The sequence below is a fragment of the Bacillus sp. LQ01 genome (assembly GCF_057624735.1).
This window is the reverse complement of record NZ_JBYEZL010000001.1, coordinates 171,339-186,691: the sequence shown is the minus strand read 5'-3', so window position 1 is coordinate 186,691 and position 15,353 is coordinate 171,339. Positions and strand designations below refer to the sequence as shown.

Here is a 15,353-nt window from a genome sequence, read left to right as displayed (position 1 = left end):
ACTACTCCATTCTTACTTTTAAAAGATTACATAAAAAATAACCTGAGTCTTTAACTATAGAACCCAGGTTATCCAACACTATATACTTTTAAATTTTTCACAAAAACATACTACATTTACTTTCTAAAATAAACTTAACTGTACAACACTATCCATCTTCTCTTCTTCTTTGTTAATCTCTAAAATCCTTTGACCCATTCGCTCCACCAAATCAACCACTAAAGCATTTCCCATACAAAAGTACCTGTTTCTTTGTGGCATACCTGTATTCGTCCAATCCATCGGAAATCCATTTAATAACTCACATTCAACTGGTGTTAAGTATCTTAGTTTTTTTGTGTAAGGATCTTCAATTACATGAGAACTTCTATTACAAGTCCCTTCACTTGTTAACATTGTACGTCCAGGCTTATTTAAATCATCAGGGAAAGCCATTCCTCCCTCAGAGTAGAAATATTTATGACCTGTCGCCTTTGATATTCTTTCTTCTTTTTTAGGCCCTTTAAGGTACTTAAGTTCCTCAAATTCCGTTCTTCCCTTTTTGTTAACCTTATCCATTTTCAAGTAATATGATTCATCTGCAGGACCAAATTTATTATATGCTTTCTGAACAATCTCACCTAAAGTCTTTGGATTTTCAGTTACTGGAACTACTTCTTCAGTATATACTTGTCCATCTATCATCACGCCAGAATTATAGTATTCAGCTTTAAATGTATCAGAAACCTCAATAATATCGACCGGCAACTCAAATTGCCCTCTTTTTTTGTTTTCTTTAGGCGCTTCATGCACATTAAAAATCGGAGCGAAAAATCCATTTTCACATAATATCTCTAACGACTTCATTTTACTTTGAACTGATGCAAAATGAGATTCTTTTAAATACGCGAAAATAAATACTCTTCGCCTTCTTTGTGAATTCCCATAATCTGCAGCGTTAATAACTCGCCATTCCACCGCGTACCCCGCGTCTCTAAAGCTCGCCAGCATAATAGAAAAATCACGACCTCTTTGTTTTGCTGGTGATTTCAATAATCTATCTACATTCTCTAACAAAACAAATCTTGGCTTGCGAGAGTTAACTATGTTCATTATCTCCCAAAAAAGAACACCTTTTTTCCCTTGTATCCCTTTTTCATTTGATATTGTGCGTGCTACTGAATAATCTTGACACGGAAAGCCACCTACCAATAAATCATGCTCAGGTATTTCTGGCCAAACCTCTGCTATATCTTTATTTTCATGTATTCCTTTATTTTCGAATTGAGTGGCATAACAATTAAATGCATGCTGTGCTTTAGTTAAGGGCTCCCATTGATTCCCCCAAATAATCTCAAAATTCTCGTTCGCTTCAAGTCCTAACCTAAAACCCCCCACTCCCGCAAAAAGTTCTACTACTTTCACCATAAATACACGAACATCCCTTCGGTGTTTTATTTCTTTATGCTTCATTATAATAAAAAGTAAGGAAAAGATCAATCCCTCCATTATGAGAGTAAACACTTCTATTCCATAATATGGATTTTGGATTTCCATATCTTATTTAGTAAGAAATCCTCTGATCTTCCTTTACATAATTTTTATCTCTATAAAATTAAAACAGCTTTTTATTATATCACAACTTTTCATTTAACGGTTTCTCAGCAAACTAATTAATATAGAATACGAAAGGGGATTAATATGGTTACATACGCTACACTAGATGAACTAATGTTAAAAGCAAAAAAAGCTGAAGGACAAAAATTTAGTGAAATTGATTCAACCAATAAACTTACAACAGCAAATTCTAAAGGTGAACTTGGTCAGTTAGTAAAAGAAGAATTTTTTGGGTATGAAAGCGCCTCAGATGCGGATATTAACTTTACAAACCTTGGAGTTAAACTAAAAGTAACACCTTTTAAGCAAAATAAAAATGGTTCTTTATCTGCTAAAGAACGCTTAGTTTTAAATATCATTAACTACATGGAAGAAGTTAATACATCTTTTGAAGAGTCTAGCTTCTGGGAAAAGAACAAAAAATTATTACTTATGTTTTATGAATGGAAAGCAGATTTAAATCGTCAAGACTTCCATATCGCAAAAAGTGTTCTATTTTCATATCCTGAAGCTGACTTAGAAATAATAAAGCAAGATTGGGAAACAATTGTATCTAAGATTCGTTCTGGAAAAGCACATGAGTTATCTGAAGGTGATACAAATTATTTGGGAGCCTGTACAAAAGGAGCAAATAAAAATTCAATCCGTCCACAACCATTTTCCGAAATACAAGCGATGCAACGAGCTTTTTCATTAAAGCCATCTTATATGACTACATTAGTTCGTAGATATATCAAAAATGAAGAGTTAATAAGCTTCACAACAGCAAACGACTTAAAAGGAAAATCATTAGAGGAATTCCTTCATTCAAAATTCGAACCTTATATAGGTTTGACAGATAAAGAGATTGCTCATTCACTAGAAATAGATTCTAAACCTACTGCAAAAAATTTCATTCCATCACTGGTAAGCTCTTTACTAGGTATTAAAAACACACGTCTTACTAATATTGAAGAATTCGCTAAAGCAAATATAGAATTTAAAACAGTTCGTCTAGAGCCGAACGGAAAGCCAGAACAAAGCATGTCATTTGAAACTATTGATTTCCACCAATGGACAAATGAATCATGGGAAGAGAGCGAAATTCGAGAACGCTTCTACCAAACCAAATTCTTATTTGTAATTTTTGAATTTAAACAAACAAAAAAAGAAAACCCAAACCGCGAGCTCTACTTTAAAGGTATAAAACTTTGGAACATGCCTGTCCCTACAATAGAAAAAGAGATACGTGGACTTTGGGAAGAAGTAAACACGGTGGTAAATGAAGGTATTCAACTTGAATATAAAACACGTGGTGATAAAACCGTTGAAGTAAATAACCTACCAAAAATGAATTTCAACGGCGTTGCACATATTCGACCAAAAGCTCGTAATGGGGCTGACAAGGTCACTTTACCTGATGGACAGCAGATTACAAAGCAGTGTTATTGGTTGAATAATTCTTATATTGCTTCTGTTGTTGCCAATAACATTAACGAATAATTTACCTTAATCTATAATCTCTATACCATAAAAACACCTTCTTATTACATGCTTAGTACATGTAATAAGAAGGTGTTTTGTTATTTATATAACACTCTTATTGTAGGCATGCTATCTCCCATCATCTCAAACCAATTCCTCCTATCAACTCACCATACCCTAAATCACTCTCCTCCAAAAACCCCCTAGTCTCCCCACTCCCCTTATAAAAACCCTCCCAACCCCGCTCCCTCAAAACCCCCTTCCAACTATCACTCTCCACCATCCTCTTAATAACACCATCCCAATAAGCAACCTCTTCCTCCGTCATATCTTTCGGGCCCATAATTCCTTTCCAGTGTTGGAAGATGACGTTGATTCCTTGTTCTTTCCATGTTGGGATTTCTGGTAGGCGGTCTAGCCGTTTTGGTGCGGATACGGCTAGTATTTTTATTTTGCCGGCTTTGTATTGTTTTTCGGCTTCGGATAGGGTCATGGTTGCGGCGCCTATTTGTTTGTTCGTTAGAGCATTTATGATTTTTTCTTTGTTTTCGTAGACGAAGAATTGTAGTTCGGCTGGGTTTATGCCGACTGCTTTGCTTACTTGTACGAAGGATAGGTGATCGTCGTTTCCTAGGCCGGGGGCAACGCCGATTTTGAAGTTATTCTTGTCTTGTTTTAGTTGTTCCATTAGTTGGTTTGCGTTTTCTATGTTTGATTCTTTTGATACGACAACGACTTCCCAGTCCGATGCTAGTGTTGCGAGCGGCGTGAAGTCTTTATATGTTAGTTTACTGTGACCTAGTAGGTTGTTCGTTATGAGTAAACTTGAGTTAATCGCCAGTACGTGACCGCCTTTTTGTTTCGTATATTTCCATCCAACATCACCACTTCCACCTGCTTTGTTTGTGACAGTGATTGGTTTTGTGAAGATTTTTTCTTCTGTCAGCGTTTTTTGCATCGCTCGTGCCGTTAAGTCCCATCCTGCTCCTTGAACGTTTGGTGCAACGATTTCTACTTTGTCTATGTTTACTGTATTCGTTTGAGATTTTTCCGAAGAACAACCAGCTATTACTCCTGTCATAATCCATATACATAGTAATAATCGTTTTTTCATAGTCCTCGTCCTATGCGATATTTTCGTTCTGGTCTTCCGATAATGCCGTATGTGTACTCTACTGTGCATTCGTTTATCGCTACTAAATATTCTAAGTATCTTCTTGCGGTTGTTCGGGAGGCCCCCATTTGTTCTCCCATTTCTTCTATTGTAATGCCCTCTTCGAATCCTTTTATAATCCCCTTCACTTTTTGCAGCGTTAACGGATCCACACCTGTCGGTAAGTTTTTTATGTCTTGTGTTTGCGAAGTCCCGAAGAAATTATCGATGAGTGCTTGATTTACTTCATTGTTACTATGTAATAGTTGCTTTTTTCTTTTATAGTCTTCAATTGTGCGAACGAATTTTTCTAACGTGACCGGTTTTATAAGGTAGTTACTTACGCCGTTTCGAATTGCTTTTTCTAACATATGATTTTCATTTGCGGCAGTAACCATAATAACGTCAACGCTTGGAAAGTCGGCATGGATTTGTGGTAATAAGTCGGTTCCGATTCCATCTGGTAAGTAATTATCTAATAGAAGCAAATCGATTTCTTCCTTTTGTAATAGTTCCATCGTTTCTTTCGCGTTCAATGCTTTTCCAATCACTTTTACATCCTTTATTTTTAATAAAAATTCCTCTTGAATTTGTGCGACGCGGAAATCATCTTCTGCAATTGCAACCTTCAACATATGTCCATCCCCCTGTTTGTTATGTACTCTCTTTCAATGTTTTCGGAAGGTAAATTGTAAAAATAGCTCCCCCATTTTTCTCGTTTTGAATTTCAATTGTTCCTTCTAGTAGATCTACCATTTCTTTCACGTTTGCTAGCCCGTAACCACGATCAGTTCCTTTCGTTGAAAATCCTTTTTGAAAAATGGTCGTTATTTTTTCTGCCGGTATCCCTATCCCGCTATCTATCACTTCAAATACAATATCGTGTCCAATATCCGTAACAAAGAAGGAAACACTCTTTTCCTCTCGTTCATTCACCGCATCAAATGCATTGTCGATTATGTTTCCAAGAATCGTAATAAGATGCGAAACCTTTATATGGTCTGGTAACGGATGAAGCGTGCTATCTCCTTCAATATGAAAATCAATTTTCTTTTCAGACGCTGTTGCGAGTTTTCCTAATAAAATAGCTTGTACTTTCGCATCGTGAATTTGATGGAATAAAATATGATTTTGGCTTTGATAAATATTAGATTCTTGCTGGATAAATTCAATTGCTTCTTTGTAATGTCCTAACTGAAGTAATCCTGATAAAACGAAAAGTTTATTTGTAAATTCATGTGTTTGAGCGCGTAAGTCCTCAGAATACTTTCTTACCTCAGATATTGTATTAACAAGGTTTTGCAATTCTGTTTTATCTCTAAAACTACATACAACTCCTACCGTACTGTTATTTTCAAGTATCGGTGTCCTGTTTAAAATAAACACTTTATCTTGAAATGCGATTTCTTGATCGTTTTCTAGCACTCTTTCCATATTAAATTCTGGTAAAACTTTTGAAATGTGCCGCTGCATATAATCATCATTTACATGTAGCATTTCTTCTGCCGAGGTGTTCATCATCGTAATAAAACCGTTTTGATCAATAGCTATAATTCCTTCTTTTATAGATAGTAATATCGCACTTCTTTCACGGTATAACGCTGCAATTTCATTCGGCTCTAAACCGAGTGTGTCTTTACGAATGCTACGCGCTAAAAGAATACCACCAATGATTCCAGCTAGTAATACACCTAAGGAAAAGAGGATAATTTCTTTCGTTCTGCTTAATATGTTAGATTCGATACCTTTTATTGAAAACTCTACTGTTACAACGCCTACTACTTGATCGTAGTCTTCGTTATGAACAATAATAGGTGCCTTTGCCATTAAGGCTGGACCACTTACACCATTTCCTTCAAGCGTATAGTACCCTCCAAAAGTGAGTGCCTCATAGTTATATGGATTGTTACTCTTTGTGCCAATTAACTCCGAATTAGAATGGGAATACGTCACCCCAAAGCGATCTTCTATAATGACAGTATCTGCACCAGCTTGCTCACGAACTTGTTCCGCAATGGATTGAATCGTATTTTTATGCTCGTTATTTTGAAAAGCATCTTTTATAGCTGGCATAAAAGAAAGCGACTTGGCTGTTTGTAGTGCTAGCTGCTCCACTTGGCGCTTCGTATCAACGGACTGAATGTAAACAAATATTCCTGCTAATAGGAGAACAACAAATAAAATTAACGTAATAATTAAGCTTACTATTTTCGTTTGCAATGACACTTTGCGTGATTTCTTCATACTTCATATCCTTTGATAAAATATTCTAAACTATCAATCTCCTTTTTCTATTATTATGACAAAACGAATAAGGAAGCAACTATTAAAACTCTCCATGTACATAAAGTACAAAAAGAATAAAATTGTCATAATATTGAGATTTCATTCTACAGACAGTACAATTCAACTATAATGAACACGCTTTCATAATTATCGTTTTATTTATAAGCAAGAGGAGGAATTATTATGGCTCAAGCAAAATCTAATCGAGTCGCCGGCAATATTTTCAAAGGTTCTGTCGGCAATTTAATTGAATGGTACGATTGGTACGTTTACTCTGCTTTCGCTGTTTACTTCTCAGCAGAGTTCTTTCCTAAAGGAGATCCAACGAGTCAGTTACTCAACACAGCAGCTATTTTCGCAGTTGGATTTTTAATGCGCCCTATCGGAAGTTTATTAATGGGACGCTATGCAGATCGGCACGGACGCCGGGCAGCATTAACACTTTCGATTACGGTTATGGCCGGTGGTTCTTTAATTATCGCCTGTACACCTAGTTACGAAAGTATCGGTATTATGGCACCAATTATTTTAGTTCTTGCCCGTTTACTACAAGGATTATCACTTGGCGGAGAGTACGGAACTTCTGCCACATATTTATCTGAAATGGCTAGTAGTGGTCGCCGCGGCTTTTATTCAAGCTTCCAGTATGTCACGCTCGTTGCTGGGCAAATGGTTGCGTTAGGCGTTCAAATTGTTCTTCAGCAATTGCTAAGCGAACCCGATATGAAAGCTTGGGGCTGGCGCATTCCGTTCATTATTGGAGCGATGGGCGCAGTAGCTGTATTATGGCTTCGCCGTACAATGGATGAATCGGAGCAGTTCGCAAACATAAAATCACAAAAACGCGAAAGTGCAGGAACTGTTCGCGCTCTTATGAAACACCCGAAAGCAGTATTAACAGTAGTCGGCCTAACATTAGGAGGCACTGTCGCATTCTATACGTACACAACATATTTACAAAAGTTCATGGTAAACACAGTCGGTCTTCCGAAAGAAGTTGTAAGCTGGATTAACTTTGTCGCACTACTTATTTTCGTCGTACTTCAGCCAATTGCGGGGCTACTATCCGATAAAATCGGACGCCGCCCACTATTAATGGCATTCGGTATTCTTGGAACATTACTAACAGCACCAATCTTCTTCTTCATGGAAAAAACGACAGAACCAATCGTAGCATTTTTACTCATGATGGTCGGTCTCATTATCGTTACTGGTTACACTTCGATTAACGCAATTGTAAAAGCAGAACTCTTCCCAACTGAAATTCGCGCACTTGGCGTAGGTTTACCATATGCACTAACAGTCGCGATATTCGGCGGAACAGCTGAGTTCATCGCATTATGGCTAAAGAGTATCGGAATGGAGTCACTATTCTACTTCTACGTAGCTGGATGTATCGCGATCAGCTTTATTACGTATTGGCGTATGGATGAGTCATCGAAGACTTCGCAGATTGAGGCGGAGCTTGGTGGTGGGGATACACTAGCTAATAATAAGTCTAGTTAAAATTATGTATTCTATAATCTTCGTTTATCTGAACTCGATTTACTTTATCTAAGAAGGCATAATTCATTAAGATATAATTTAAAAACCTCTACTTATATGTAGGGGTTTTTGTATGACGAAAAAACACGTATTATCGACAATTGCAAAAAGCCGGAGATTTTGCCAATGTAGAATCCATTGGTACTCACACCATGCGAAAAACCTTCGGCTATTGGTTCTATAAACAAACAAAAGATGTTGCTATGTTACAAGAAATTCTTAACCATAGCACACCACACATCCCCCTGAAATATATTGGAATTAATAAAGAAGAAAAAGATAATATTCTTGATACATTTCAAATTTAATTCACTTAAAATTACTATTTCAATCATCATAAAAAAGACCTTTTATTTTAAAATAAAAGGTCTTTCTTATAAACATATATGTATTAAGATTTATATTTTTTTACTGTACAAGGAATAGTTACAATGTACAAATCTATAGCATAGATTGTAACCCAGATACCTTTACCTTCAGCTTCTAACTTTTTATCTAGTTGAGACAAATGCTCTGAAACTTTTCTTTTTCCCCATCTTCTAGGAAACCATTGAAAAACCTTAGGAACATTATATTTTTTATTATACCAAGTATTCAATCTCCAAAAAATGAAAAAAACCAAAACAATAATTATGATACGAAAAATATCAGAATATGAAATTCCTAAAACCATATTATATTTTCTCCATTTCCACTAAAACTCAGATAATTTACTTCTTAATTCTAATTCATCCTCTGTTTCGAAACCCTTAAATAATAAATGAATTATTTGATTATGATTAAAAAACACATTATATTCTTTTGATAAATTACCATGAGGATATGGACAAGAAACATAATCGCATAATTTATTATCAGCTCGTTGTTGCTTTCTTCCATAAATCATAAGAGGTTGATTAATTTCTTCTATAAGAGCTACAGAACCAATTGGTAATAATTAGCCTCCAATTGGAAAATAAGAGACGAACAAAGACAATCTACTCAGCTCTCCTAAGGTTTTAATAGTTTAATATTTGATTTTCAAGTTTGCCTTCACAAATTCCTGTTAACACTAATAATAAGAAGAACAGGCCGTAAAACGGGCGATCAATTTGATCATATAGGTCATACGCTCCGCCAAGTAGAACATCCGAATCATGTGGTTGTTCACCCTGTAACAATTACTAACAGCGCGTAGAAAACATTTGGATAAATAAGAGGCAAATAAATGATTAAAAAGTTGTAACCCCTACTATAAGAAATACTATTATTACCAAAGGAAGAATGATAATCATAAAGGATATTATTATTGTTAATAATGCTTTCCATGCTGAAAATTGGTGTGCTTCTCCTAAACATTTTAAGGAAATAATGATTGTCCAAATTCCAATAACTATATCAATTATGGCAAAAATAAGAAACAAAATCGTTAAAGTTATGCTACTCTCCATTTTCGGTGTCTCACTCGTAAAGTTTTCTATCCCAAACAAGAAAAATGAAGGCACCCAAACTAATATAAGAGAGTAAACGTAAGGGATATAAGAATAGGCAACTGAGTAACGTGTTTTTTCAAAGGTACCTTGTCCACCAAGTTTTTTTGCCACCCAATTAAATAACGCTGGTAGCAAAAAATAATAAATTAAGAAGGCAACGAAGGTACCGAATATAACCATTGAGATTAATGAAACTGGACTATTTATTGAATCCGCCATATTTTTAGAAGATGCTCGATCTAAAGTCTGTACGAATGAGCCTAATAAAATGAGTAAAAACACATTCTTAGGTTTGGATATAAAAATTTCTTTCATTGTATCACGTGGTTTTGTCCAAATGGAGAACCAAGGATTAAGTGCACGCTTAAATTGATTTTCTGGAGTTTCCATATAAAAAACATTCCCCTTTCTTAAAACATATTAAATACAATTTCCTAATCATTCCAGTTATGTACATAGAAATATTAAAGCATAAATAGACGGTTATTTAAATATAAATATTCAATCATTTAATTTCATCTGAAACTTAGGAGGAGTGCTTCTTAGCAATTACCTCTATATTGTCTTGCATTTTTAACTATGAGCTGAGTAGTTACTTTCATTTTTGAGTACCTCACATTCTTTAATACACGGGATAAACAGTTATAATCTTACCATTAATAAGAACAAACCTAATTTCCATTCCTTCAGATGTTTTACCACAATATAATCTTCCACCTATACATCTTTTATTGCTATAAGCCTCGTGAATGGCTTCCATAAGAAGAATGCGATTATATACTTGAAATGCAACAAATTCGCTTTAAAAGCCTATACGTATTTTCCCTCCATCTTCTATATGCTTCCGTAAATAATAATACTTATGGAGTTCTATAATCATATAAAACAAACCAAACGAAAACACTGTGCATGCACACATAAATACAATTGCACCCATCTGTTGTGTTGCAATGCTAAGAATTATATTAGCGATTAACTGCCCCGATCCCGCTGCAATAGCTGCTACTTTTACACCACCAGTTCCTTTCGATGATTTTGATTTTTTTCTTGGTTCCTGAAGCTTTTCAATATGATTTTTATAAAAATAATACAAAGCGAAACTATACAAACCAAATGAAAGAATAAAATAGATGGGAGTTTGTAATTGTAACACTTCATAAGCATATTTTTGAGTTATAACCAATAATCCGACTGAACATATGGCGCCATATACTCCTCGAAATAGAGTGTATTGTAACTGTCGTTTCCGAGGATTGATAGCAATCCATATCGCCCACAAATTTTAAAAAATAACTGGAGGAGTTACTATATATACATAGAGTAATCGAAAAGGATTCGCAAAAGCAGGCAAAAGAACAAACAAATCTGCCCCCAAAAGGACAAGACCAATTACGTGGACTCTTATTTCATTTACAGGATAAAGAGCCATATAATGTGCAAAAGCTTTCTTATTAAAATCTAGACTTTTTTTCATGTTAATTAAACCACCCCGCTACTGTTGACCAAGTTTTTTTCGCGCTCGTTTTCACCATATCCTTAATACTATCATCTTCACCATCACCATCTAAATCAACATCCCATTTTACACCTTCTGTGAAATATTATTCCCTTCTCGAAAAGAAGATCACCCCATTAATAAGGTCTAGGCTTATCAAAAATTTCAAAAAGCCGGAGATTTTGCCGGTATCGAATCTATTAGGACTCACACCATGCGCAAAACCTTCGGCTATTGATTCTATAAATAAACAAAAGATGTCGCTATGTTATAAGAAATACTTAATCATAGCACCTCACAAATTACACTTAAATATATTGGCATCAGTAAGGAAGAAAAAGATAGTGTACTAGATACGTTTTGTATTTAATTCAATTGTAATAAAAAACTATATTTTCAACAATTTCTCACGTAATATCAATTCATTTTCAGTCATGTAACCTCTGTGTAATTCTTCTACAATCTTATCGCAATTAAAGCATAATACTTTTTCATCACCTAAATAACCAACTGGATAAGGAACACCTACATAGTCAAAATCACGTTTATCTGCTGAAATAACCATTCTTCCGATAATCATAATGATTGGTTCTACACCTTTTAGTTTAACAACTGAGCCAATAGGTAATAGTTTCATTTATTTGCTCTCCTTTTTCTTTTTATATCTGAATATAAATTCTAAAATAATTATAAAAGCAATTCCAATAGATAATTGAATGACTGTAAAAAGGATTTTTTCTTTTGAAGAAGCTTCAGGTAAATTCCATATTACTACAAGGGGAATAAGTACCCCAACAATGGTAAGAATCCTTAACAATTTATTCATATTTTGAATTCCCCTATCACATAGGTAATATCATTTCTTGTTAAATTTACTATGTACCAGTTCAAAAAATTTATTTGCACCAAGTGAAATTGCACCAATAATAAGAACCCCAATAATAAAATAAATCTTTTTAAATAAACTGTAAGGAGATAAAATAGCAACTACAAGAAGTATTATAATTGCAACGAATGTGACTAATTTTCCAACTTTAAATGCTTGCATATCAGCTTTCCTCTTTCTTTGGTTTTTCAAATTTGATAAATCCTCCAAGGCCAAACTCTTCCCCGAAGTATCCCCCGGTTTCAGCTCCAAGCTTTACTTTATAACCGAATGTACCTAATCCTAATTCCCCTTTTGCTATTACATCATGGTCTCCTATAAATGGAACGAAATCTGGGATATGAAAAAGATTTAACTCTGCTTCATATTTGTTAGCAGTAAGTTCCGATGCAATTTTTAATGTATATTGATCCACACCTGTTGTAAAGTTTGCTTCGCCAAACTTTTGAGTAATGGTTAACTCTTGCGGAGTAAACCTAATAGGTCCAATGGGCCCAATAAAAGTAGTAATTGGAACCTTTATTTTTGTTATTTTAAAGGAGTTTTCTAAAGCAGATCCCTCTATTTTTGCTCCAATAATATTTCCAGCCATTAAATCATCTTTAGCAGCATCAAAAGAAAAAGGCACATTTACATCTATTTTTCCAGATAAAGCTTTCATGTTCCACTCGCTGTTATTACCAAGAGGCTCCTTACCATCAATCACAGAACCTTCTAAAACTCCTCCAACACGATCTCCATCTTTCCATTCTGCTTTACCTGTAAAATATTTAATGTTATCCTTATCATCTTTTTTAGTTCCTGCCTGTGCTATTTTATCAGCTTCATGAGTTTTCTTTTCTGTAATTTTTTGAATAGATGTTGTCCATCCCATGTTCAATACTTGCGTACTAAATGTACCGCTGACAACACTAAACCCTTTCCCACTTTGGACTTCCGCAAGACCTGCAGCAATACTCGCTGCTAATTGAATTGCTGTACTATAATTATTACTAGAGGTCTGATTGAATTGATACAAATGATCCAGCTTTTCTTGCAGTTTTTGCCTCATAACAATAAAAAGATTTACCATGGCATCCATACCCGGAATTGGCATAGCTTGATTGACAGCTTCCATACTTGTTTTCATTCGGTCAATTTCTCGAATTTGTTCTAACACTTCTTGTTCAATAACATCAGTTGAAGCTACCTGTGATTGAAATTGACTTGGAAAGGCATTATTCTGACGGATTAGTTCTTCACATAAGTAAATAATTCCTTGTGCTAGAGGACGAAAAGTTTGTACAAAAAATGATTTTGCACTGCTATACGTTTGCCCTTGTAACACAGTATCAATTGCAAAGGCATCAATTGACTGAATGACTTGTTCCATACCTTGAATAGTAGCGTTACATACAGCATTCATACTTTGAGTTTGGCCTTGTACTTCTCCTAAATACATATTTAAGCTCATGCATTGACCTCCCTCGCTAATTGTTGTTGTTGATAGGAAAGGTCGTTTTCTAAATCACTAAGGTTTCGTCTTTCTTTAAGCAACGTTTCTTTTTGGTTTTCTAATTCAAATGTGACTTTTCGTTCAATATGTTGTGCCTCTTGATATGTATTCATAAAAAACTGAGACATTTCTCTATCACCATGCCAAGTTCCTAAAATTCGATCAAACAAACGATGGTTTCGACCTCTCCATTCATAAAAATCTGCTTCCGCTTGCTCCTGAATGTGAATCGCGAATTGATTTCGGTCCTGTTCTTCAAATACATTTCGTAACTTTTGATTTACTTGATTAATTTGTTTTTCAATATCTTGGCTCATCTTTTTCCTCCTACTATTTTACTTTACGTAGGTTGTCACATTAGCGAAAAGTGTTGTGAAGTTCGTTATCCATCCTCTCAAATTCATTAGATACCGAATGAATATTATCAACCGCTTGTTGAAAGGCAGCGGAAAATTGTTTCGTCAAGTCTAAAACTTGCTGATTCGCTTCTTGTGCTTTGAAGTTAACAGATAATGTTGTACGCGTCGCTTTTGTTATAGAACGACTTGTTGCACTTTGAATCCTATCAGAGGCTGATCCCATTTTCGTAGCAATTTGCGTTGCTGTTTGTAAATTACTTTGAAATTGTCCCATTCTTTCAAACCCTTTCTATAAGTTTTCCAGACGCACCAAAGAAATCTCATTAAATATATATCCCTATCAATATCACTCGCTAGGCATGCAATCAAATGAGCCATACAATATAAGCTGTATGGCTCATTTGAAATACTTGTTATATAGAGTAAAACAATTTTTATTTCAAACCGAAATTACGTGATAATTCTTCATCATGAGAAGCAACAGCCTCTGCAGTTTTATTAAGCTGCATATTAATTTCTTGTAATAGCTGTGCAAAGTTTTGTACCTTTGGCTTTAATTGATTGAACTGTTGGTCAAAACCTTCAAAAGCACGTCCTTCCCATTCTCCTCTTAATTCATTTTGCAAGTTTTGTAGTTGACTTAAAATGTCCTCAATTTGATTTGCACCTTGTCCATATCGAGCCGCTTTCGATTTAAGCTCCTCTGGTGACATACGAATTTGTCCAGCCATTTTCATTTCCCCTTTAATACATAATGAGCAAAATATTTATTGGTTAATTTTACTAAACACATTATAATCTATTATTCTGAACTTTTAAACGTTTTATCTTTCTATTGAATATTAGAATATGAATATTCAATTCTAATCGTTAAATATCCTACTTTTTCTAGCTTTACAAGATTTCATGCAAAAAAGACCACCAAAAGGCAGTCCCTCAAAACTCAATCCCATCCCGCGCTCCACTACTTTCTCATACAAATAATTCGCAACGATAATATCTACTACAGCCAAACCAACTGATTTGAAAATAGTAATCTCTTCGTCGTTTTCGCGGCCGTTTTTCCCCCGCTTAGGATTTGTCCAAGTTCGGCGTGGAGATTGCTAGTTTTATCGGAATTTGAAGATCATCTGTTTCTAGATCATATTCAATTAAGCAATCCTACAAATGCCTCTTCTTCCTCATCTATAAAACCTACAAATATAATTTCTTCGATATCCTCATGATCAAATACAAATGTATACTCAGGATTAATATATCCTTCTGAATAAAAACAGCCAATATAGTCATACATCACAAGTTCTTTAATCCTAAGTTTTTGTTTTCTTCCATAGTTATTTATGTGAATTCAGCTCGTTTTTTTGTTTTGGGTGAAAAAATTTTTAGCTTGATAGCGATGTGGTGCTGCCCCTATTAGGCAAATTCGAAAAAGAAAAGACATCCAAAGGTGCCTTCTTCCGACTTGAACCATCTTAATTTTATTGTGTAGTTATTATATAAGAAAAGAAGACATCGCTTAAGATGTCTTCTTTTCCTTGTACACTTGGTGTTAAGAAGGTATTTATTGCTTAAAAACCATAAAAAAATATAACAATCATCGAG

18 protein-coding genes and 4 pseudogenes are annotated in these 15,353 nt (G+C 34.8%); 4 read left to right on the top strand and 18 right to left on the bottom strand.

What is annotated here, in order from left to right; genetic code table 11:
* Positions 1–123 precede the first annotated feature (123 nt).
* On the bottom strand, positions 124–1,407 hold the full coding sequence (dcm, locus tag AC22L0_RS01050; protein ID WP_061139775.1) for a DNA (cytosine-5-)-methyltransferase: 1,284 nt from the start codon (positions 1,405–1,407) through the stop codon (positions 124–126).
* 273 nt (positions 1,408–1,680) lie between these two features.
* Here dcm and AC22L0_RS01045 point away from each other — a divergent pair, with 273 nt between their 5' ends.
* Complete coding sequence (locus AC22L0_RS01045; protein ID WP_061139739.1) at positions 1,681–3,078, top strand: Sau3AI family type II restriction endonuclease; 1,398 nt, start codon at positions 1,681–1,683, stop codon at positions 3,076–3,078.
* A 121-nt stretch (positions 3,079–3,199) separates the two neighbouring features.
* Here AC22L0_RS01045 and AC22L0_RS01040 read toward each other — a convergent pair whose 3' ends face one another.
* Genes AC22L0_RS01040 through AC22L0_RS01030 form a run of 3 tightly spaced genes read right to left on the bottom strand, consistent with a single transcriptional unit; the run spans position 3,200 to position 6,457 of the window.
* The gene (locus tag AC22L0_RS01040; RefSeq protein ID WP_087966264.1) at positions 3,200–4,174 is read right to left on the bottom strand and encodes a tripartite tricarboxylate transporter substrate binding protein; all 975 of its coding nucleotides are present in this window, start codon (positions 4,172–4,174) and stop codon (positions 3,200–3,202) included.
* A complete protein-coding gene (locus AC22L0_RS01035; protein ID WP_087966265.1) occupies positions 4,171–4,848 on the bottom strand; it encodes a response regulator in 678 nt (225 codons plus the stop codon). The genes AC22L0_RS01040 and AC22L0_RS01035 overlap by 4 nt, the downstream gene beginning before the upstream one ends.
* 19 nt (positions 4,849–4,867) lie before the next feature.
* Complete coding sequence (locus AC22L0_RS01030; protein ID WP_087966267.1) at positions 4,868–6,457, bottom strand: ATP-binding protein; 1,590 nt, start codon at positions 6,455–6,457, stop codon at positions 4,868–4,870.
* A gap of 225 nt (positions 6,458–6,682) precedes the next feature.
* Between AC22L0_RS01030 and AC22L0_RS01025 the strand changes: the two genes are divergently transcribed.
* Complete coding sequence (locus AC22L0_RS01025) at positions 6,683–8,005, top strand: MFS transporter (RefSeq protein WP_098327544.1); 1,323 nt, start codon at positions 6,683–6,685, stop codon at positions 8,003–8,005.
* 131 nt (positions 8,006–8,136) lie between these two features.
* Positions 8,137–8,352 (top strand): annotated as a pseudogene (locus AC22L0_RS01020) (tyrosine-type recombinase/integrase); the annotation flags it as partial.
* A gap of 83 nt (positions 8,353–8,435) precedes the next feature.
* On the opposite strand, the gene AC22L0_RS01015 reads toward AC22L0_RS01020, so the two are convergent.
* From AC22L0_RS01015 to AC22L0_RS00995, 5 genes and pseudogenes are all read right to left on the bottom strand, one after another.
* Positions 8,436–8,717, bottom strand: a complete 282-nt coding sequence (locus AC22L0_RS01015) for a hypothetical protein (protein ID WP_000242739.1) — start codon at positions 8,715–8,717, stop codon at positions 8,436–8,438.
* A gap of 21 nt (positions 8,718–8,738) precedes the next feature.
* Positions 8,739–8,930 carry a DUF4176 domain-containing protein gene (locus AC22L0_RS01010; RefSeq protein ID WP_422850769.1) on the bottom strand — a complete coding sequence of 64 codons (192 nt, stop codon included), beginning with the start codon at positions 8,928–8,930 and terminating at the stop codon, positions 8,739–8,741.
* Between the two features lie 112 nt (positions 8,931–9,042).
* Positions 9,043–9,204 (bottom strand): hypothetical protein, encoded by a 162-nt coding sequence (locus tag AC22L0_RS01005; RefSeq protein ID WP_087966272.1) that lies wholly within the window; start codon positions 9,202–9,204, stop codon positions 9,043–9,045.
* Positions 9,205–9,255: 51 nt separating this feature from the next.
* On the bottom strand, positions 9,256–9,906 hold the full coding sequence (locus AC22L0_RS01000; protein WP_087966274.1) for a Yip1 family protein: 651 nt from the start codon (positions 9,904–9,906) through the stop codon (positions 9,256–9,258).
* Positions 9,907–10,318: 412 nt separating this feature from the next.
* A pseudogene (locus AC22L0_RS00995) lies at positions 10,319–10,990 on the bottom strand (hypothetical protein).
* A 127-nt stretch (positions 10,991–11,117) separates the two neighbouring features.
* Here AC22L0_RS00995 and AC22L0_RS00990 point away from each other — a divergent pair.
* Positions 11,118–11,381, top strand: a pseudogene (locus tag AC22L0_RS00990) (tyrosine-type recombinase/integrase); the annotation flags it as partial.
* Positions 11,382–11,399: 18 nt separating this feature from the next.
* Here AC22L0_RS00990 and AC22L0_RS00985 read toward each other — a convergent pair.
* The 9 genes and pseudogenes from AC22L0_RS00985 to AC22L0_RS00945 form a co-directional block, all read right to left on the bottom strand.
* Positions 11,400–11,648, bottom strand: coding sequence for a DUF4176 domain-containing protein (locus AC22L0_RS00985; protein WP_000771613.1), 249 nt, complete (start codon positions 11,646–11,648; stop codon positions 11,400–11,402).
* Positions 11,649–11,837, bottom strand: coding sequence for a hypothetical protein (locus AC22L0_RS00980; protein ID WP_087966282.1), 189 nt, complete (start codon positions 11,835–11,837; stop codon positions 11,649–11,651).
* A 30-nt stretch (positions 11,838–11,867) separates the two neighbouring features.
* The gene (locus tag AC22L0_RS00975) at positions 11,868–12,059 is read right to left on the bottom strand and encodes a hypothetical protein (protein WP_001147556.1); all 192 of its coding nucleotides are present in this window, start codon (positions 12,057–12,059) and stop codon (positions 11,868–11,870) included.
* 1 nt (position 12,060) lies between these two features.
* Complete coding sequence (locus AC22L0_RS00970) at positions 12,061–13,350, bottom strand: T7SS effector LXG polymorphic toxin (protein ID WP_087966284.1); 1,290 nt, start codon at positions 13,348–13,350, stop codon at positions 12,061–12,063.
* Entirely contained in the window at positions 13,347–13,709 is a 363-nt protein-coding gene (locus tag AC22L0_RS00965; protein ID WP_000076114.1) for a DUF3958 family protein, read from the bottom strand. The genes AC22L0_RS00970 and AC22L0_RS00965 overlap by 4 nt, the downstream gene beginning before the upstream one ends.
* Before the next feature lie 40 nt (positions 13,710–13,749).
* Complete coding sequence (locus AC22L0_RS00960; RefSeq protein WP_000529667.1) at positions 13,750–14,025, bottom strand: TIGR04197 family type VII secretion effector; 276 nt, start codon at positions 14,023–14,025, stop codon at positions 13,750–13,752.
* 160 nt (positions 14,026–14,185) lie between these two features.
* Positions 14,186–14,482, bottom strand: coding sequence for a WXG100 family type VII secretion target (locus AC22L0_RS00955; protein ID WP_000918591.1), 297 nt, complete (start codon positions 14,480–14,482; stop codon positions 14,186–14,188).
* Positions 14,483–14,614: 132 nt separating this feature from the next.
* The gene (locus AC22L0_RS00950) at positions 14,615–14,782 is read right to left on the bottom strand and encodes an ornithine cyclodeaminase (RefSeq protein ID WP_332309764.1); all 168 of its coding nucleotides are present in this window, start codon (positions 14,780–14,782) and stop codon (positions 14,615–14,617) included.
* Positions 14,783–14,898: 116 nt separating this feature from the next.
* Positions 14,899–15,084: pseudogene (locus AC22L0_RS00945) on the bottom strand (DUF4176 domain-containing protein); the annotation flags it as partial.
* Between the last annotated feature and the right edge of the window lie 269 nt (positions 15,085–15,353).

Excerpts from the sequence above, each read along its gene's own strand:
- dcm (WP_061139775.1), bottom strand. The coding sequence starts at position 1,407 with ATGGTGAAAGTAGTAGAACTTTTTGCGGGAGTGGGGGGTTTTAGGTTA.
- AC22L0_RS01045 (WP_061139739.1), top strand. The coding sequence starts at position 1,681 with ATGGTTACATACGCTACACTAGATGAACTAATGTTAAAAGCAAAAAAA.
- AC22L0_RS01040 (WP_087966264.1), bottom strand. The coding sequence starts at position 4,174 with ATGAAAAAACGATTATTACTATGTATATGGATTATGACAGGAGTAATA.
- AC22L0_RS01035 (WP_087966265.1), bottom strand. The coding sequence starts at position 4,848 with ATGTTGAAGGTTGCAATTGCAGAAGATGATTTCCGCGTCGCACAAATT.
- AC22L0_RS01030 (WP_087966267.1), bottom strand. The coding sequence starts at position 6,457 with ATGAAGAAATCACGCAAAGTGTCATTGCAAACGAAAATAGTAAGCTTA.
- AC22L0_RS01025 (WP_098327544.1), top strand. The coding sequence starts at position 6,683 with ATGGCTCAAGCAAAATCTAATCGAGTCGCCGGCAATATTTTCAAAGGT.
- AC22L0_RS01015 (WP_000242739.1), bottom strand. The coding sequence starts at position 8,717 with ATGGTTTTAGGAATTTCATATTCTGATATTTTTCGTATCATAATTATT.
- AC22L0_RS01010 (WP_422850769.1), bottom strand. The coding sequence starts at position 8,930 with ATGATTTATGGAAGAAAGCAACAACGAGCTGATAATAAATTATGCGAT.
- AC22L0_RS01000 (WP_087966274.1), bottom strand. The coding sequence starts at position 9,906 with ATGGAAACTCCAGAAAATCAATTTAAGCGTGCACTTAATCCTTGGTTC.
- AC22L0_RS00985 (WP_000771613.1), bottom strand. The coding sequence starts at position 11,648 with ATGAAACTATTACCTATTGGCTCAGTTGTTAAACTAAAAGGTGTAGAA.
- AC22L0_RS00980 (WP_087966282.1), bottom strand. The coding sequence starts at position 11,837 with ATGAATAAATTGTTAAGGATTCTTACCATTGTTGGGGTACTTATTCCC.
- AC22L0_RS00975 (WP_001147556.1), bottom strand. The coding sequence starts at position 12,059 with ATGCAAGCATTTAAAGTTGGAAAATTAGTCACATTCGTTGCAATTATA.
- AC22L0_RS00970 (WP_087966284.1), bottom strand. The coding sequence starts at position 13,350 with ATGAGCTTAAATATGTATTTAGGAGAAGTACAAGGCCAAACTCAAAGT.
- AC22L0_RS00965 (WP_000076114.1), bottom strand. The coding sequence starts at position 13,709 with ATGAGCCAAGATATTGAAAAACAAATTAATCAAGTAAATCAAAAGTTA.
- AC22L0_RS00960 (WP_000529667.1), bottom strand. The coding sequence starts at position 14,025 with ATGGGACAATTTCAAAGTAATTTACAAACAGCAACGCAAATTGCTACG.
- AC22L0_RS00955 (WP_000918591.1), bottom strand. The coding sequence starts at position 14,482 with ATGGCTGGACAAATTCGTATGTCACCAGAGGAGCTTAAATCGAAAGCG.